General features: G+C 57.5%; 14 protein-coding genes. 1 reads left to right on the top strand and 13 read right to left on the bottom strand.

Annotation, left to right across the window (positions count from 1 at the left end; all coding sequences use genetic code 11):
- Positions 1 to 308 precede the first annotated feature (308 nt).
- Positions 309 to 2,741 carry a TonB-dependent receptor gene (locus ACG33_RS15610; RefSeq protein ID WP_083536419.1) on the bottom strand — a complete coding sequence of 811 codons (2,433 nt, stop codon included), beginning with the start codon at positions 2,739 to 2,741 and terminating at the stop codon, positions 309 to 311.
- A gap of 1,213 nt (positions 2,742 to 3,954) precedes the next feature.
- Here ACG33_RS15610 and ACG33_RS16435 point away from each other — a divergent pair.
- Entirely contained in the window at positions 3,955 to 4,131 is a 177-nt protein-coding gene (locus ACG33_RS16435) for an integrase core domain-containing protein (RefSeq protein WP_066918823.1), read from the top strand.
- A 215-nt stretch (positions 4,132 to 4,346) separates the two neighbouring features.
- On the opposite strand, the gene ACG33_RS03755 is transcribed toward ACG33_RS16435, so the two are convergent.
- The 12 genes from ACG33_RS03755 to ACG33_RS15600 all read right to left on the bottom strand — a co-directional run bounded on the left by ACG33_RS03755 (position 4,347) and on the right by ACG33_RS15600 (position 19,182).
- Positions 4,347 to 5,249, bottom strand: coding sequence for a helix-turn-helix transcriptional regulator (locus tag ACG33_RS03755; RefSeq protein ID WP_066918821.1), 903 nt, complete (start codon positions 5,247 to 5,249; stop codon positions 4,347 to 4,349).
- 112 nt (positions 5,250 to 5,361) lie between these two features.
- Positions 5,362 to 6,954 carry a FadD3 family acyl-CoA ligase gene (locus tag ACG33_RS03750; RefSeq protein WP_066922773.1) on the bottom strand — a complete coding sequence of 531 codons (1,593 nt, stop codon included), beginning with the start codon at positions 6,952 to 6,954 and terminating at the stop codon, positions 5,362 to 5,364.
- 2 nt (positions 6,955 to 6,956) lie between these two features.
- A complete protein-coding gene (locus ACG33_RS03745) occupies positions 6,957 to 7,976 on the bottom strand; it encodes an acyl-CoA dehydrogenase family protein (RefSeq protein ID WP_066918819.1) in 1,020 nt (339 codons plus the stop codon).
- A 14-nt stretch (positions 7,977 to 7,990) separates the two neighbouring features.
- A complete protein-coding gene (locus ACG33_RS03740; RefSeq protein WP_066918817.1) occupies positions 7,991 to 9,166 on the bottom strand; it encodes an acyl-CoA dehydrogenase family protein in 1,176 nt (391 codons plus the stop codon).
- 23 nt (positions 9,167 to 9,189) lie between these two features.
- On the bottom strand, positions 9,190 to 10,314 hold the full coding sequence (locus tag ACG33_RS03735) for an acyl-CoA dehydrogenase family protein (protein ID WP_066918815.1): 1,125 nt from the start codon (positions 10,312 to 10,314) through the stop codon (positions 9,190 to 9,192).
- Positions 10,315 to 10,322: 8 nt separating this feature from the next.
- The gene (locus ACG33_RS03730; RefSeq protein WP_066918813.1) at positions 10,323 to 11,528 is read right to left on the bottom strand and encodes an acyl-CoA dehydrogenase family protein; all 1,206 of its coding nucleotides are present in this window, start codon (positions 11,526 to 11,528) and stop codon (positions 10,323 to 10,325) included.
- Between the two features lie 218 nt (positions 11,529 to 11,746).
- Positions 11,747 to 13,063, bottom strand: coding sequence for an amidohydrolase family protein (locus ACG33_RS03725; protein ID WP_066918812.1), 1,317 nt, complete (start codon positions 13,061 to 13,063; stop codon positions 11,747 to 11,749).
- A gap of 153 nt (positions 13,064 to 13,216) precedes the next feature.
- Positions 13,217 to 14,428, bottom strand: coding sequence for a helix-turn-helix transcriptional regulator (locus tag ACG33_RS03720; RefSeq protein WP_083537145.1), 1,212 nt, complete (start codon positions 14,426 to 14,428; stop codon positions 13,217 to 13,219).
- A 134-nt stretch (positions 14,429 to 14,562) separates the two neighbouring features.
- The gene (locus ACG33_RS03710; RefSeq protein WP_210399166.1) at positions 14,563 to 15,537 is read right to left on the bottom strand and encodes an LLM class flavin-dependent oxidoreductase; all 975 of its coding nucleotides are present in this window, start codon (positions 15,535 to 15,537) and stop codon (positions 14,563 to 14,565) included.
- A 15-nt stretch (positions 15,538 to 15,552) separates the two neighbouring features.
- Positions 15,553 to 16,086 carry a nuclear transport factor 2 family protein gene (locus tag ACG33_RS03705; RefSeq protein WP_066918804.1) on the bottom strand — a complete coding sequence of 178 codons (534 nt, stop codon included), beginning with the start codon at positions 16,084 to 16,086 and terminating at the stop codon, positions 15,553 to 15,555.
- A gap of 187 nt (positions 16,087 to 16,273) precedes the next feature.
- On the bottom strand, positions 16,274 to 17,338 hold the full coding sequence (locus ACG33_RS03700) for a TIGR03617 family F420-dependent LLM class oxidoreductase (RefSeq protein WP_066918802.1): 1,065 nt from the start codon (positions 17,336 to 17,338) through the stop codon (positions 16,274 to 16,276).
- 203 nt (positions 17,339 to 17,541) lie between these two features.
- Positions 17,542 to 19,182, bottom strand: coding sequence for an AMP-binding protein (locus ACG33_RS15600; RefSeq protein WP_083536417.1), 1,641 nt, complete (start codon positions 19,180 to 19,182; stop codon positions 17,542 to 17,544).
- Positions 19,183 to 19,225 lie beyond the last annotated feature (43 nt).

Here is a 19,225-nt window from a genome sequence, read left to right as displayed (position 1 = left end):
CAGCCTGATCGGTGTCACGAGCATATGACTGGTGCATCTATATAGAAATAGAATTCACACAACGACTGATTACACCAGGACACAAGCCGTATATCACCGAAGACCTTAGGTTAGAGTTAGAGCGTTATCTACAACAATAGAATCATATCGGCTGGGCTTTGCAGCTGGCAAAGCTCATCTACTGGCCCACACTTCAAGAATCTCACCGCAAACGAGCACCCACGTTGTTGGGTCACTTGTGTGACTCACCTTACTGGGGATCCCTCCCCACAGCCATTATCTATACCTTGTAGATCGCCCAGTAGTTCCTAAAACTCCACATTTATATCTAACCCATAAGTTCGTGCATCTTGATAAATCACTGCAGTGGCAAAACCTAAATTCGTTGCTTGTATTACACTCTTGTCATCAAAAAGATTTTTACTCCAGAGTCCTAACTCGATCTTGGAGCCTTTAAAGTCGAGATCACGCAAAGCTAAACGTGAGTTTACCAACCACCGTGATGGTGCGGTGTCAGCACGTCGAAGCAAGGGATCTTCCATAGCATCAGGACCATTGCCAGGCGAGGTATCAAATGCCATTAGATGACTACTAATGAATCGCCCATCGATACGCGCAGACAGATAACCCCCACCTATGACTTCTGGACTGTCATACTGTGCAAAGAGATTACCGCTCCACTTGGGGCGATTGAACTCATTGTGACCGGGTACGCCACCGTTATACTTAAAGCCACTAAATATAGTGTTTTGATCGAACTTGAAACGCATGTAGCTGACATTAGCCCCCAAGAGCATACGATCTACCGGTACCAATGTGTTTTCCCATTCGATACCGTATGCAGTGGCATCAGCGCTCGGTACGATAGCTTGGCCAAAATCAGTAGCTGAAGGAATACCGGTAAGAGACCCAAGTGTTGCTTGTTGGATAGCACCATATTTGACGCGATATACAGCAACGTTACTGCGTAAGCGACGATCGAAAAGCTCTGTCTTCAGGCCGCCTTCAATAGACTTAGCGGTCTCCGGTGCAAAGGTGATCGTAGCGAGCTGTCCACCAGATATATAGCCAGTTGCATATTTGATGTAGGCCAGCATATCCTGCGTGGGCTTATAGTTCAGTCCTACAAGATAGGTACTGCGATCATCCTTATAACGAATAGGTGATGAACGCCCGAGGGAAGGTTCATATGGCTGCACCGAGCCAGGCACCACTTCTGTACCATTTTTCTTGTCTTTCGTAATGCGATAGCCAAGAACGAGATCGACCTTATCATGCAGATGAATTTCAGGCTGAACATATAAGGCCTGGGATTTCGCTTTTACATTCGGCAGGAAATATCCCGTGTTTGCAGGTACTACGAACGGACCAGGCGTGGCAGTACCTTGGCCGGTAATGGCAGCGCCTGCCAAGGTATTAAATTCGCCAGGAATACCAGCGGTTTCCTGATCGTTCTGAAAATAAATAATACCTGAGGTGAGATTGAAATGATTTGCTGTTAGATTGAGCTGCAGCTCGTTGCTCCATTGCTTCTCGGTAGCTCCGGCATTAGAGGCAACGAAGACAAACGGTATTCCGGCACCGGGGACCACCAACCCACCCAGCCCATCGAGCTGATTATTCGCGTAGAGATTTGTCTTTCGGTAAGCGAGAATATTTTTCAGTGCCAGATCATCGCTAAGCTGCCAATGAGCGGTCAGATTATGACCGTACGTCTTAGCGAAAGACTCTGTTGTATACCAATTATTTACTGCCTTTGGTCGCTTGTTCGTGATCGGTGTGAGTGGGTTTGGGCTGGCATTGTAAAAAGTATAAGGAACGCTCGAAGGCGGCACACCACCATAGCCTGCTGTTGCCGGTGTCGCTAAATATGCCGTTCCTACCGCGGTTGGTGTGTGATCTGTATCAGAGTGATCGAACTTGTACGACAGGTCAAAATCCGGATGCAGATCTAGATTGGCAGCAACGAATACACCTTTGACCTTTTTATCACCGAGGCGGTCTGGCGATCTTAGTAGTCCGTACGCGTTGCCACTTGCTGGACCATGATCCCAAACGGTACCCGCACCAAGATTGCGCGTATCGCCATCACGTTCAGAGTATAGATAGGATAGTGACAGACTGAGCGGCCCCATTTGCGAGAAGTCGATACGCGTTTTGGAACGAAACTGATTATAGTTGCCACCAGTGAGCTCCTGGCGGATACCAAATTCACCCGTTGGATTGCGCGTGATGATGCTGACGGCTCCACCCGTGGAGTTGCGACCGAAAAGCGTGCCTTGGGGGCCACGAAGCACTTCGATCCGCTCGATATCCGCAAGATCTACGAGTGATCCTGCTGCGTTCTGCACGTACACCCCATCGATATAAAGTGATATACCCTTATCGGTACCAACTGCAGATCCAAATGTATATATGCCACGCATCGAATACTGAGGAATCTGGCTGCCGCCAGCGCCTTGTCGTACGGTAAGACTTGGAACAAGCGCACTGAGATCGCTAACATTCTCGACACGATTGACGACAATTGCTTCAGAATCGATTGCAGTTACTGCAACAGGCACATCCTGTAGACTTTGCTCTCGCTTCTGAGCGGTGACTATAATTTCTTCGAGTACCGGACGCTGATCGACAGCCTGCGGCTGCGCCTGTGCCAGCGGCATGAGCGTAAGTACTGATACTCCCGCAAGAAGCGACGTACGCAAATCAAGATTTGATGCGTCATATACTCGATTATTCATTGATATCTTCCCCTATAAAATCGTCATCTGCAGTCCAGTAAGATTTATGTTTCTTTAGATGCATAATGGGTAGAACCTTCGACCTTGTCGTATGGCCCAATGGGTTAGAACATAGGATAAGTAGCAATGGTCTCTTTAGATTCAGCCAGCAGCCTTAATACTGATAAGTTCGATACTGACTAACGTTTCTACCTCAGGATCTGTCTGGGACCTGCGCGAACGAAGCAACCTATGGCTCAAATTACGAATAATTGATGGTTGCACGTATGAGTGTGGTTTACCAAACCACATCAACCCCACACTCTACCGATCGGATGACCGTTAAGCCGAGCCTCTGCCAGGACGGATTGACTATCACTACACAAATCAATTGAGCCTCTCAACGGAGATCTGCTAAAGAAGATAGCTCAGTCTTCGACAGAAATTCAATCTAAGCTAATTAGCTCCCGGCGTCATAATATCGAAGCAGCGACATGAATAATCGCACCTACATGTATGGGTCCTCACCGAGAGAAAACGACTATATGAACGAGCGGTATAACACGAAGATAACGATAAACGGCCAGTTATTTCTTTAGAATTTAAACACATTAATAGTCGGTGGTTTGGTAATTCCTCCCCCTTTCCGTAGGTCTGAGAAGTAGGACTATGCGGCCATGGCTAGCCGCTGCATAGGTGTGATGCCGCCGATCAAGGCACCACTGAAAGTCAGGCAGGAGCTGTACAGGTCCATCAATGAGCTGATCGAGGAGAATCCCTCATTCGGCTATCGTACTGTGGCTGGATTGCTCGAGATGAACAAGTACACGGTACAACGCATCTTTCAGATCAAGAGGGCAGGTACGCAAGCGTGTCGTAGGACGGCACTCCAGGGTCGGATCGTTGCCCCCAGTTGCACACGCTACGGATCTGGGCTGGGCGAGCGATCTGTGTCGGGTATGGGATGGTCGCGATGGTTGGTTAGCCCTGGCCTTGGTGATCGATTGTTATACGCGTGAGCTTCTGGATTGGTAACTATCACGCAGCGGGCAAGCAACGACGGCGATGGCAGCGCTCGAACAGACGCTATGGTACGCCGGGACGTGTGCCAGTACCGTTTTTGCTACGTTCTGACAACGCTCTGGTATTTACCAGAGCGGAACTACACCCGATTGGTTCGTAGCCATGGCTTGAAGCAGGAGCTCATCACGCCCCCAGCCCGCCGCAGAACGGCATGGTAGAGCGCATAATACTCACCCTGAAGGAGCAGTGCATTCACTGGCACCGGTTCGAGAGTCTGCAGCATGCAAGCCGCATGATTGCCGACTGGATTCAATTCTACAACGTTCAGTGTCTCCATCAGACGCTGGCGATGAAAACACCCGCACAAGCGTATACTTTGGCGCCCTGACCGGTGCAAGAAGTACTAGGTCATTACAAAAATATTATGAGATACCGATCACCAGGTCTGCCCCACTAATGATCCTGCTACAGTCCACAACCGATATTTTATTACTGATCCATGTAGTCATAATCAAGTTTGATACCAACTAGTTGTTGTATCAAATTTTCATCTACTGCCACTTCATACCGGGTCATCCGTGCCGGTGCCGATGAGATTCCACTTCAAACACCGCGCTGCCGACGGCGAAAATTCCCTGGGGTTTCGCCACTTTCTCGGCGGAATGCAGCCGAAAAACTCGCGGCATGTGCATAGCCAAGTTCATATGCAATTTGCTTGAGCGGCAGATCACTGCGCACAAGAAGCCGACGTGCCCGCACCAATTGCAGTGCTCTGATATGCTCGTAGACAGTCGTACCGGTAGTTGCCTGAAAGGCACGCATGAGCTGCCGCGATCCGATACCACACAAGTCCCCCAGATCTTCCAGGTTCGGTAGCCCTCCAGCAAGGTTCTCTAATCGTTCCTCGATACGCTGCATCTGCCAGTGCGCAAGTTTACCGACGCGCTCTGGCGTTGTATGCGCCCAGCCGTCGAGATGACGGGTGATATCGACCAGCAAGGTATTGATCAACCCCTCGATTAGTAATGCACTCGCCAGCCCGGGATTCACTATCTCTTCTGCGATACGCCGTAATGTCGACTGCACACTCAAAGCCGTGATATCGGCTGTCGCCATCAGTTGTCTTGCCGTCCAGCGCCCATCAAGCTGTATTAATTCCTCGAAGTAATTGGTGGGAATTCCGCAGCGTAATAGACAGTTCGAACCGCCGACGGAGCGGCCTACGAAGGGCAAGCCCGCCGGAAAGAACGCCACAGTGCCGTGAGCTACAAACTGATTCTTCGGCCAGACGCCCTCATAGTTGACTTCTGTCCTCTCGGGCATCGGTGTCACCGAATATACGATGACATGCTCATCCGGATAACATGTTCGACATTCCCAGGGACTGGGCCAGGGAACACTTTTCATCTCCAGTAGGACGCCGCGCCTGTCCGTCCAGATCTCATCACTATCAAGCGGAGGGATCAGCTCTTTAAAGCAGGCAACCGTATGCTGCAATAATGCCATGTCGCCACCTCCTGGTCTGACGTCGAACCGTCAAACCTGCTTGTTCATTACCACGAGCATTCGTGTCAAAGCTTCACTGCGTGAAACCTTACACGCTCCAACGACATCCGTATTATTTTTCCGGCTCCCCCCCGGAGCTCTGTGAGCCGGCATCATCCCGCAGCCTGAACTTCTGCACCTTGCCCATGGCATTGGTGGGCAACGTGTCCACGACTTCGACATAGCGCGGCACCTTGTAATTCGCCATGGCGTCGCGGCACCAGGCGATCACGCTTTGCGGCGTCACGACAGCCCCGGATCGGGGCACGACATAGGCCTTGCCGACTTCGCCCAGGCGATCGTCGGGTACCCCGACCACGGCTACATGCATGTAGTCCGGATTGCCGCACATGATGCGCTCGATTTCCGCCGGATAGCAGTTGAAGCCGCCGACGATGAACATGTCGTTCTTGCGATCGGTGATGCGCAGGTAGCCGTTCTCGTCCAGAACGCCGATGTCGTTGGTATGCAGCCAGCCCTGTGCATCGATGGCCTTGGCGGTGTTGTCCGGATCCTCGAAATAGCCGAGCATCACATTGTAGCCGCGTACCACCACCTCTCCCGCCTCGCCCACGGGAACCTCGCGATTCCGCTCATCCACGCAGCGCAGTTCGACGCCGGGAATCGCCTTGCCGCAGGAACGCACGATCAGCTCCGCGGGATCGCCGGCACTGGTCATGGTCACCGTGCCGCAGGCTTCCGTCAGGCCATAGCCGGTGATCACCGTGGCAATGTCGAGTTCGCTGCGCATACGCTCGATCATGGAGGGCGGCACCATGCTCGCGCCCGTGACCGAGGCGCGCAGGGAGCGCAGGCCGGCGCGGTCTGCCGGCGGTGTGCTGAGCAAGGTCTGGAACAGTGTCGGCGGTCCGGGAAGAAAACTGATCTTTTCCGCGGCCACCAGCTCGCAAAGCGGCTTCACCTCCAGCTGCGCGACCGGGTAGATGGTGGCGCCGCAGATGAAGGTCGCCAGCCAGCCGGCCTTGTAGCCGGCGCAGTGAAAGAAGGGATAGATGATGGCGAAGCGATCGTCCTCGCGCAGTCCGACGCTGTCCGACCAGGCGCGATACACCGCCACGTTCTGGCGATGCGTGGTCATCACTCCCTTGGGATTGCCGGTGGTGCCCGAAGTGAACATGATGTCGGAGAGTTCCTCGCCCGTCAGTCCCTCGAGGGCGGCTGCAGCTGCGGCGCTACCGGCTTGGGCATCCTCGAGCAGGCGATCCCAGTCACCGTCGCCTGCTTCCGAGGGCAGCAGCACACGATGTTCGAGATGAGGCAGATCGACACCTTCGAGCATCTGCGGATAGGAATGACCGAGGAAGACCTCGGTCATCACCAGGATGCGTGCCCGGCTCTGATTCAGGATGTACTGGACTTCGCCGCCCTTGAAGCGCGTATTGAGCGGCACGATACAGCCGCCGGCCGCCTGCGCGCCGAGAGCCGCGACGATCGTCTCCGCCTGGTTCGGCGCCCAGACTGCGACCCGATCGCCTTTTTGCAGCCCCAGCGCACGAAAGGCAGCGGCGGCTTGCAGCATCAGCTGCCGCAGCTGCCGATAGCTGATACGCCGTGCGCCATCGACGATCGCCGGTTTATCGCCATGGAGCTGCGCCGCTCGCAGTACGACGTGCGGGATGCTGCGCGGCAACTCCATCTCACTCATGGTCACTCGGCCTCCGCGGTGTTCGCCAGGAGCGTTTCACGAATCCAACGCCGCTCGCCGCCCAACCGGCCCAGCAAATGGGCACGCTTCAGGAAGACGTGTGCGTCACACTCGGCGGTGAAGCCGATGCCGCCATGGATCTGGATACCGGAACGCGCATTCGTCAATGCCGCCTCGGCGCTGATCAGCTTCGCCGCGGCAATCTGATAAGCCGTATCGGGCTGGAGGCTCGCCTGCGACAGGCCAGCGAAAAAAACCTGCGCATAGGCGGCCTCGACCCGTACCGCCATGTCGGCGCAGGCATGCTTGATCGCCTGGAACGAACCGATGACCTGCCCGAACTGCTCACGCACCTTGGCATAGTCCACGGTCAGCTGCAATGCAGCCTCGGCCACGCCAAGCAGCTGCGCGGAGTTGAGCAATGAAACCCGCTGCGCAATACCACCATCGGTCTCCTGCAACAACGCTCGCTCCCCCGGGGCCAGATGCGCACGCTCGAGGGTGACGGCATCGTCCAGGGAGATCACGGATCTGGCATCGTTGAAAACGGCTGCCTCGTAGAGCCGCGTCTGCATGCCGTCCAGCACCAGGAAATGATCGGCGCCGCAGGCATCGATCAAGTGATACTCGTCGCTGTCGGCGCATAAACGGTTGGCGAAGGCGACGCGTAGATCGCCGGCCATGAAACCCGTCAGGAGTTCACTGCCGGTGGCCGCGGCCAGATGTACCGCCGCGATCGTCGCGGCGATCGACGGCGACACCGCATAACGGCCTAGCTCGCGGGCCAGGAGCATTTCCGCGACCACGCTGTATCCGGCGCCGCCCTGAATTTCCGGCACACCCAGCGCGAACCATCCCAAGCCGGCGATATGGCGCCATCGCTCGGTGGAAATGCCGATATCGGCCGGCCGCTCACCGTCGGGACCCGGACGCAGCCGAGCCAGAGGCAACTCCTCTGTCAGGAAGGCGACGACGCTGTCGACGATCTGTTGCTGCTCTTCGGAAGGAAGGAGATCGATCATGGCAATTCTCGTGCTCAGCGCCCGCCGCGCGGCAGTCCCAGGAAGCGCTCGCCGATCACATTGCGACGAATCTCGGAGGTGCCCCCGGCGATGGTGTTCTTGAACGCATCCAGGTAGTCGGTGAGCCAATCCGGATTCTCGGCGTGCATCTCCAATCCCTCGTTACCCAACAACTCCACGGCAAAGGCGTAGACCCGCTTGGACAGTTCCGCGTAGCAGAGTGCAATGATACTACCCTCCGGACCGGGCACCGCCTGGCGCGCACCGCGCGAGACGCTGAGGTAGGTCATGGCGCGCAACGCAGCCACCTCGGCCCGCAGCTTCAGCAACTGCTCGGCCACGGCGCCATCCTCGATGGCGCGGCCGCGGCCATCCGGCCCACCGATCTTGTGAGCCAGCGCATACAGTTTCTCCAGGGTCGCCGCGAGATGAATCTGATGGGCGATGAAGGCTGTGCCGCGCTCGAAGCCCAGCGTGGTCATGGACACGTTCCAGCCGTCATTCACTTCCCCGACCACGTTGGCGAGGGGAATGTGTACCTCATCATAGAACACCTGGCACAAATTACCGGTGCCGGACATGGTGGGAATCTTTCGGATGGTGATGCCCGGAGCGTGCATATCGCAGATCACCCAGGTAAGGCCCTTGTGACGCTGCGCGCCCGGATCGGTGCGCACCAGCAGTTCCTGCCAATCGGCCATCGCCGCATACGAAGTCCAGATCTTGGAGCCGTTCACGACCAGGTGATCACCCTCGACTCTCCCCTGGGTCTTGAGACCGGCGAGATCCGAACCGGCATTCGGTTCTGAAAAACCCTGGCACCAGATCGCCTCGCCCTTCAGGATGCGCGGCAAATGAAAACGCTTTTGTTCCTCGGTACCGCGCACGATCAGCGTCGGGCCGGCGTGCGAAAGCGCCACGAAGGTCGAGCCGCCCACGGGCGCATGAGCAGCCGCACACTCCTCATACCAGATCACCTGCTGTGTGAGCGACAGTCCTCGTCCGCCGTATTCGGTGGGCCAGGAGATACCCGCCCAGCCGCCCTCGTATTGGCGGCGCTGCCAGGCGAGATCGTATTCACGCAGAGCAAGCCCTGTGCGCGGACGCTTGCCGCGCGGCACGTTCGCCCGCAGCCAGGCACGCACTTCATGACGAAATTGTTCTTCCTCAGGCGTATACGACAGCTGCATGGGTCTCTCGCAACCAGACGATCTTAGACGGCGGCATGACGGGCGAAGCGATCGAGATGCCAATCCGCATCGCCGTGGATCTTCTCGAAGGCGAATAAATGTTTGTAGTAGTGGCCGGCCGCGTACTCCGCCGTCATGGCGATGCTGCCATGCAGCTGGATCGCCTGACTGCCGACGATTCGCGCCGCATTCGCCGTGACGTATTTGGCGGCGGAAACCATGGCGCTGCGCTGTGCGGCTTCCGCGTCCACATGTGCCAGTCCGCAATACAGTATGGAGCGGGTCTCCTGCACCTCGACGAACATTTCCGCCAGACGGTGCTGCAGCGCCTGGAAACGCCCTATCGGTTGCCCGAACTGCACTCGCGATTGCAGATATTCCGCCGTCAGCTGCACTACGCTCTCCATGGCGCCCAGAGCCATGGCAACGCGTGCCAGCGTCGCACGATCCAGCGCTTCCTGCAAAAGCTCGTCCACGACGCTGCCCTCGGCCAGCTTGCACGAGGCGGATACCTGCACCGCCTCGAACCCGACATCCGCGGCCCGGGTGCCGTCGATGAGAGGGTAGGCATTCATGCGCAGGCCAGGAGCGGCGGCATCGATCAGGAACAGTGCCGGGTTCTCCTCGCCTTCGAGCCGCGCCGAGACGATCAAGTGATCCGCCGCCGGAGCATCGAGCACACCGCTCTTCCAGCCTTGCAGCACAAAGTCATCGCCGCTGCGCGTGGCGACGACGGAAATCGGCCGAGCATCGTAACGACCGCCCGGCTCTTGATGTGCCAGCGCCAAACGGACCTTCCCCTCCACCACCGCGGTGAGCATCGAGCGTCGTGCCTCGACATTGCCGCAGCGCTCAAGGATACGCGCGCACAGCACGGCGGTGGAAACATAGGGTTCGAGCGCCAGCGCACGGCCGAATTCCTCCATGAGAATCGCCGTTTCCACGAATGAGCATGTCCAGCCGCCGGCATCTTCGGGCTGGCCGAGCGCAAGCCAGCCGAGTTCGGCATAGCTGTTCCAGCATTCGACGGAAAAACCCGGTAGATGCGCCGATATTGCGCGGCGCTGCTCGAAGCCGTAATGCTCACGCAGGAATCGTCTCGCACCCTCGCGCAGCATCTCCTGTTCATCGGTGAGATTGAAATCCATCGTGCAACTCACAGTCCGAACGCGCGGCGGGCAATGATGTTTTTCTGCACTTCGCGCGTACCTCCATAAAGGGTCGCTGCGCGTGCGTACAGGAACTGGCCCAGGCGGCCCGGCACATACGATGGCCATAGCGGTGTGCCTTCGATCACCTCGGCACTGCGATCCTGCTGATCGAACACCCGCAGTGCACGCGGACCGAGCGCATCGAGCTGCAGTTCGGCGACACGCTGCTGCATTTCCGAGCCGCGGATCTTGAGCGCCGAGACCACGGCGTCCGCATCATGCAAGTTCTTCTCTCCGGCCAGGATGCGCAGCACCGACCATTCCAGCGCCAATAAATCGGCTTCCACGCGGGCAATCTTGCGGGCGAATTCCGGCGTGTCGATGAGCCGCATCCCCGCGGTGTGCTCGGCGCGGGCGATCTGTTTCGCCTTCTCCAGCTCGCGCTTGTTGCGATACAGATAGGCGCTGGCAGTGCGCTCCTTTTCCAGCAAATATTTGGCATAGGTCCAGCCTTTCCCCGGTTCACCGACCAGGTTCTCGCATGGCACGCGCACCCCGTCCAGAAACACTTCATTCAGATCGCGTCCGCCGTTCAGCGCCTCGATCGGACGAATGCGGATTCCTGCTGCGTTCATGGGCACGAGCAGCATCGAGATGCCGCGCTGCGGTTTGGCCTCCGGATCGGTGCGCACCAGAAAGAATCCCCAGTCCGCCTCCGATGCATCACTGGTCCAGATCTTTTGTCCGTGGATCACCCATTCATCGCCCACGAGTTCGGCGCGGGTGCGCAGGCTGGCGAGGTCCGAACCGGCATTCGGCTCCGAGAATCCCTGACACCAGATTTCCTCGCCCCGCAGCATGGGCGGTAGAAAGCGCTTTTTCTGCGCCTGCGAGCCGAAAGCGATCAGCACGGGGCCGATCATGTGCGTACCCTGCCAGCCATAGTCGATGGCATCGGCGCGATAGATTTCCTCCATGAAAATATGCCGCTGCATCGCCGTCCAGTCGGTGCCGCCGTACTCGAGCGGCCAATGCGGCGCACCCCAGCCACGATCGTGCAGGATGCCCTGCCAGCGCCGAAAGTCCTCGATATCCGGGGGCTGGGAACAGATATAGCTGCGGCGAGCCATGTCGGGGGGTAGATGCTGCCGAATGAATTCGCGCACTTCGGCACGAAAGGCACCGTCGCCGGAGTTGGGCTCGAAATGCATGCAGCTCCCTCTTACCGTCGGCCGCGTTGAAATCGCGGGCGTACCGGTTACAAAGGTATGCCACTGTATTTGAACGGCCGGCTGCGAAATCGTCTGATCGGACTATCCGCGAAGAACGCGGCAGAGGCGAACCCGAGCGACGCCGAAAAACAATGCCGGCTGAGAGCAGCGCCGGATCGGCCCAGCAGATGGGCGGACCGTCCGGCGTGCCCGTCGGCTCAGGCAGCCGACTTGTTGAGCGCCTCGACAACCCGGGCCACATCCCCGGAAGTCACCGGGCGCGGCTTCTCACCGGGCGCCAGCGGGTGTATGCCGCCGAAGGATACCGGCTCCGTATTCACATGCTTCGCCTGGGCACGCAGCGCACCCACCGTGCAGTTCTGCCGGCCGCCGAGCATGCCGACGGCATCGAACTTGAACACCTCGAGCGCATTCGCGTAAGTGATCCGGTCGATGGTGGCATCCGGCAGATGCTTGACGCTGTCGTACAGCCGTTCGGGTGTATGCGGCCATACCGAATCCGAATGCGGATAGTCGCATTCATAGGCGATGTTCTTCTCGCCGATGGCATCGATATTGCGCAGGCCGAAGTTATCCTCGATGAAGCAGGTGAGGAAATGCTCGCGAAAACGATCGCTCGGCAGGCGGCCGGGTCCGAAATCGGCATGCGTCCAGGCGCGATGGTGATTGTAGACGAAGTCCGCGCGCTCGATCAGCGCGGGTATCCAACCGATGCCCGCCTCGGCGAGCGAGATCTTGAGGTTGGGATAGCGATCGAGTGCGCTCAGAAACAGCCAGTCGGCCGCAGAATTCGCGATTGCCATGGGCATGCTGATGATCCAGCAGTCGATCGGCGATTCCATGGAGGCATGCGGTGCCCGCGCACCGGATGCGATATGAAGATTGATGACGATGTCGTGTTCGGCACAGGCGCGCCACAAAGGCTCCCAGTAGGCATTGTGAATGCTGGGACAGCCCTTCAATGATGGGTTATCGCACATGCTGATGGCGCGGCAGCCCTTGGCCGCCACTCGCTTGATCTCAGCCACGGCGGCATCCATATTCCAGAAAGGGATGATCGCCATCGGAATATTGCGGCCCGGGTAGCTTCCGCACCACTCATCGATATGCCAGTCGTTGTAGGCACGCAGCAGAACCAGGGCATTTTCCTGGTTGGGCAACGTCTGGAAGAATGAGCCGTCGAGATCCACGTAGGTGGGAAAATTCACTGCCGCCATGATGCCGTTGGCATTCATGTCCTCGATGCGGGCCTTGATATCCCAGCAACCGGGGCGCATCTGGTCCAGGCGCTCCGACTCGGAGCCCAATTCCTCGCGCACCCGCCCGGCCGCAGCGCACAGCCCGAAATTCTGCAGGATCCGCCCTTCCATCACCCAGTACTGCGAACCGTCGGCACGCTCCTTCCATTGCGGCTTGATACTGCGGTACTTGGCAGGCAGATGCTGATCCCACATCGTCGGCGGTTCGATGATGTGGTCATCGACGCTGACGATCACCATGTCGTTCATTTCCATTTCATGTCTCTCCGGTGGGTGCAATCAATTTAGATGAAGTCTAAGAAGCAACTCCAAGCAATGACAATAATCAAAACTGCGACAGTCTAATCGTGTTATTGCAACAATCCCGACGCGGCGACGCAATCCTTGCGCACGATGTGGAAGAAATCCTCAACTGATCGAGGCAACGCTGTTCAACAGCAGCCGCACCAGAGTGATCTGGCGCTTCACGCCCGCCTTGGAGAAAATCGAACGAAGATGCGCTCGCGCAGTATTCTTGCGGATCGCCATCTCCTCGGCCGCCTCGTCGAGCGAAAGCCCATCGGTGAGCAGCAGAGCGAGTTTCGCTTCCGCGGGAGTGAAGTGGAAAAGCCGCTGCACAAGCTCAAAGGAGGGATGAAGGTTTCTTTCCGGATCGCGGATAAAAACAGCGGCACTCGGGCGTTTCACCCCATCCAGACGCTCCGAAAGCGGTATGGGACGAACCAGCAGACTCAGCGCCGCGCGTCCCGAGGGGCGGGGAATAGAGAGCGCCTCGGCGACGGCCGGCTGCCCGGGCGGCATCTCCAGAGCCTGGCGGATCAGGCGCCGCAACTCCCGATTTTCGGTGCGATATCCGGCGATGAGGGTGTTCTGCACCAGAGTGAGGCCGTCGCGATCGGCGAGAATCGCCTGTGCAACGCTATTGGTGCGTAGCACCGTTCCCGTCTCGTCAAGAATGACCGAACCCACCAGCATGCTGCTCATGACATCGGCATAAAGACGCATCTCGGCTTCCACCTGTCCAAGCCGGGTGTGGAGATCCAATGCTCGCTTGAAGTGCGGGACGAGCACCTGCACGAACGCCTTGTCGCTTGCCGAGAAATCCTGCGCTTCCGGCGGACGTGTGAAGCGCAGCCGGAACTCTCGGCCCTGCCCTCCATGAATATCGGCAGCGAGAATGTAGCGCACCTGACGAGGTTCGACGTATTGCTTGAAAAATTCGCCCTTGACATAGGTCTCGTGATTGATGACCTCGTCGAGCGTCACCACCTGATCCGCCGGCAGACCAAGGAACGGATCCAGCGAGAAAATCGGAAACTGGGTATAAATATAGTTGTAAAGTTGCGAGCCATCATTCCCATCGCGCATGACCAGGCCCATCGCATCGGCTCCGGGCGGGCGCAGGACCAGAACGCTCTCGTTGGCCTGCAGCCAACTGCGCAGCTGCATCATGGCGCTACTGCAGGGGATGATCTCGGTCGGACCCTGATAGATAAGCTCCAGCAGCTCGCAGAATCGCTCGATGGACATTTGGCGCCCGGCAAGCAGCTGCGCCAGATCCTGACTCTCTACCTGCCCGGCATAGTGCGCAATACGCTCCAAACCTCCTGGTATCGTCATTTCGTCACCGCCGGTTGGCGCGGCACGACCCGCAACGGTCCGATTGTCCACTTTTTTCGGGTTGGCGGGTATGCAAATATCGAGCGGACCGAGTTGAAAACAGCAATCCGCATCGTTTAAAGAGTTTCTCTCTCTCAACCGCCTCCCGAGAGCACATGCTGCTCAAACAAGCGGAGATGCTCCCATGCAAGCTCCGGCGGAATCCCTCCCACCATCGGATGCAGCATGGTGAAGGCAGCTGCCCCAGCGGCGCGCAACTCCTCCTGGTAGTCCTGAGGAGTCAGGATGCGGTAGGTACCCATCTTGCGTAGCGCCGCGGCATCCGCCGCCTGCTGATGCAGGATTTCACCGCCTCGTGTGGCCTCCCAGGCGCCATAGGCGTTGGTCTCATGGAGAAAGTACGGCGCCAGTGTCTCCCAGGCCTCCTGAGGATTCAGGGACAAAATGGTGACGGCCGGCGTGGCCCGCCGCGGCGGACCCGGATCGGGCTTGCCGATCTTCAGACATTCATCTCGGTAAAAATCCCATAGCGTCGGCAGGCCGGGAGCAAAACCATCACCGATGCGCGCCGCCCGGCGAGCGGCGGCTTCACTGCTGCCGCCGAGCGTAATCGGCGGGCCGCCGCGGCGAAACGGCGCCGGGCGAATCAGCACCGTTCGGCCTCGATACTCGAATGGCTCCCCGCTCCATGCCTGCTTGAGGGTCTTGACGACCTCGGTCATACGCGCCGGCCTCTCGGACATCGGCACATCGAACATGGCGAACTCGCTGGGAACGTATCCGGCCACGAGATTCACATCGATGCGTCCCTTGCTGATCAGGTCGAGCAGCGCAAGATCCTCGGCCAGACGCAAAGGGTCATAGAAGGGGGCGGCCAGAAACAGCCGAATGACCGCTTGGCGCGTTTTGGCCGCAATCGCGGCACCCATGGTCAGCGGGCTGGGCAGATAGCCGTCCTCGGAACCATGATGCTCGGCAAGCACGATCTGGCGTGCGCCCAGCCGATCGGCCCATTCCGCCATTTCGAGTGCGGCCGCGACACGCTCGGCCATGGAGGTCCCGCTGAACGACGGGTTGCGCAGATCAAAGCGAATTCCAAAAAGCGACACGAATCCTCCTCATAATCAATCGTGCCCCGCTGCCGGCGCCGGCAGGGGGATGGCGCAAAGCTTGCGCGAGCGAAACTTCCAGACGCCGTCTTCCTTCACATACTGGTCCTGGTAGCAGCCGATATACGATACACCAAGCCCCTCCACGCATATCTGGAGCTCAATATATACGAAGCCCTGGGCACTGCCATTCCCCAGCATCTCGAAGTGGTGACTGTGGATGAAGGGGTAGGAGTCCATTCTCGGCAGGTCGGCGCGCAAGGTCTTGCGGATAGCCTCCAGGCCGGAACACGGACCTGCCTGCATGCTCATGTTCTCCGCCACATCGAGCGTCGCATCCTTCGCATACAGTCCGACGAGCGCATCGACGTCCTTGGTTCTGGCAAAACGAGCATAGGAAATCGGCAATTGACGGATGGCCTCACGGTCGAGCATTTCGGCAATCTGTTGTTTGAGTTCCGTCAACTCGATCTCGCCGTTGCCCGGCTCGTCCCAGGTCAAGGAAAGCGCATCCGGCGCGGCAGCGATCGGCCGATGGTTCTTCTCCATTGGATCTCCAGAACGGACTACCATGAGTCGCTGGGGCCACGCTCGTTTTCGCTTGCTGGACATCAAGAACCGCAAGTAAAGGCTTTGTCGAAAAGAGTAGGAGCCGCAGTCCGGCGGCCACATCGTCTGACCAGACTAAGTTGCCTGGCGGGCGTTCACGAATCCGCAGAGTCATCTAGACGGCTTGTCAAACCGTCCGACCTTGCAGTTCGGCGACCATCGACTGCAACTGCTCTTGCGGCACGGGCAGATGATAGGGCAGGCTCAGGGTTGTACACAGGCCGTCCCATTGTGCCTTGAGCTTGGGAACCAATTCATCGTAGGTGGCAACGATGGCGAACTCCTCGATCATGTCATCGGTGATCAACTCGCCCATCTTTTCCCAGTGATTGCCTTCGAGCGACATCTGGTGCAGGCGCAGACCGAGATCCTCCCATCCGTGGACTGCGAACACGCCATGATAGCTGCGGGTCGAGCCGAAGAAGGCGATGAATTCCCTCATGGTCTTTTTTTTCGCTTCGATCTCCGCTGCATCTTTTCCTGTCAAGGTGACGCCGCCGCCCACGAGATCGATATCGGCCAACGTTCGCCCGGCGCTCTTGCAACCCGATTCGATCGCCGGCAACAGCACCTGCTTGAAGTACTTCGCAGTGACCCAGCCGGGCGGACGAATACCGTCGGCGAGCTCGCCGGCAAGGCGAGCCATGTAAGGGTTGACTGCAGCGATATATATCGGAATATGCGGATGCTCGGACGGCCCATGATGGACATAGGGATTGAACATCGGCTGGAGCATCGTGAACTGATAATGTTCGCCTTCGAAAAACGTAGGCTTGTCCGCATTGAAACTCTGCAAGATGGCGCGCAGGCATAGTATGTATTCGCGCATGCGCGGACCCGGCGGTCCTGGCCAGGCGGTCGAATAGCGACGCACGTTGTTCGCCTTGACCTGGCTGCCGAGGCCCAGATGAAATCGGCCCGCCGAGAATTGCTGTAGATCCCAGGCAATCTGGGCTGTGACGAAGGGGCTGCGCGGAAAGGCGACAGCCACGTTGGGACAGAACGTCAGGCGCGTCGTATGCTCGATGCCGACCAGCAGCGGCAGGAAAGGATCGTGGCCGACTTCCGCCGCCGTGCACCCGTCGAATCCCGCCTCTTCGATGAACCGGGCGGTCCTCGCCAGATCGTCAAGTTTTCGATGGATCGGTCCACCCGCATCAAACGCGCCTTGCAGCGCGGTTTCTACCCGCATTCGCTTTCTTCCTCATATCCGCACTGCAGCCATGGCGACTCATGCGTACCGCATCAATCTCCTGGCTGCTGTATAGACCACTACCCGAAGTAGAAACGCACCCGGATAACACAGTACGCAAGATAGATCCTTCGCGAAGGGTTCTCCAATAAAGTAGAGATTATCTTAGGTAGCTGACTAGACCGCTGCCTCGATAGAAGAGCTTACGCTGAAGTATCGGTACCTAGGAACTGACCTATCTGCCGATCCCACGTACGGACATTCCGCCACTCCTCCCTGAGCTTTGTTTTTTGCACGCGCAACGTGGCTTCAGTACGGGGCAGTTGTTCGATAAACTCAAGGTAGCGTGGCACCATAAATCGCGGCATATGTTCGGCAAGTTCATCGAGTAGCGCCTTGGGATTCGGCAATACACCAGGACGCGGAACGATATAGACTTTGATCTCGTCTTCACCAAACTCAGACGGTACACCAATGACTGCGGACTGGAGTACATCTGAGTGTTCGTTAACCAGCGCCTCAACTTCGAAAGAAGAAATATTCTCACCACGTCGCCGTAACGCGTCCTTCATCCGGTCTACAAAGTAGAAATTCCCGTCAGCATCACGGCAAAATACATCTCCAGTATGAAACCAGCCATTGCGCCATGCCTTTGCTGTAACCTCAGGTCGGCCGAAATATCCGCACATGAGGCCCCAAGGAAGTTTGGAGCGCAGCACAAGTTCACCCGCATCCCCATCCGCCACATCGTAATCGTAGGCATCGACGATGCGTGCTTCATAGCTAGGTCCAATACGGCCGCAACTACGATAATTTCCAGTGACATCAGACGTAAATGGAGCAGTACCGATCGGCACGCCAGCCTCAGTCATACCAAAGTTTGTCTGTACCTGCACTCGAAAGCGTGTTTTGAACTCCTCAATCTTTGGAATGATCGGTACCATCCCGACACGCCGCAATGAACTCTTATCGTCTTCGGAGTGTGGCGGACGCGCAAGTAGCCATTCAGCCATCGCCGGAAGAAGTGCCGTGAAGGTGCACTCCCAGCGCTTAATATCTTCCCAAAACGCATCTGTACGAAAATGCTCGCGTAGTACTACGGAACCGCCGGATCTGATTGCTATCTGTGCTAGTGACTTGCCTCCACCGTGAAACATCGGAAACGGATCATAAGTTATATCTTGCTCATTCAGATGAGACCCCGTTGTCTCCTGTAAGTCCGCCCACAATCCCCAAGGGATAAGCACACCTTTCGACGGTCCGGTCGTTCCGGATGTATAAATCATAGTAGAAATATCGTGTCGCAATGGCGGTGTCAGGTCGGAGGCTGGCTCGACGTCGCGAAAGAAGTCTACGCCGCCCACAAGTGGGACGGACGGTACCCTGACCGGTTCAGTTAAATCTGGTACGACAATCGCGCACACCTCCTTTAAGTCTGCCGCTACCGCAGCAATTACTGGTAGGAATCGTTCGGCAGTCACGACAAAGGAAGCGGCAGCGTCATTGATGACATAAGTAAGCATCCTGCCATGGAACTGCAAATTAATAGGTGTCTCCACTGCCCTCAGCCACGCGAGACCAAGCCAGCAGGCGAGTGAATCGATCGGATCGGGCAGCATGACGGCTACCTTACATCCTTCTTTAACTCCCAAGCGTCTCAGCGCTGCCGCCCAGGTGAGAATAGTATCCTGGAAAGCAATACAACTCAGCGAGCGCCCCGAAATCTCATACAGTAAGGTCTTCTCCGGCGTGCGTTGTGCACGGTCGGCCACCACGGCAGGGAACGTATCCATCGGTCCATAGGCGACCAATGTGGCCTTTTTATCTCGTAGAACTCGGCTCATACTTCACCAACTACGCTAGCTTCGAGCACCGAGAATTCAGGAT

Origin of the sequence: Steroidobacter denitrificans (assembly GCF_001579945.1) — a bacterium.
GTDB classification, from domain to species: domain Bacteria; phylum Pseudomonadota; class Gammaproteobacteria; order Steroidobacterales; family Steroidobacteraceae; genus Steroidobacter; species Steroidobacter denitrificans.
Note: the sequence above shows the minus strand (reverse complement) of the source record. Positions and strands in the feature narration are given on the sequence as shown.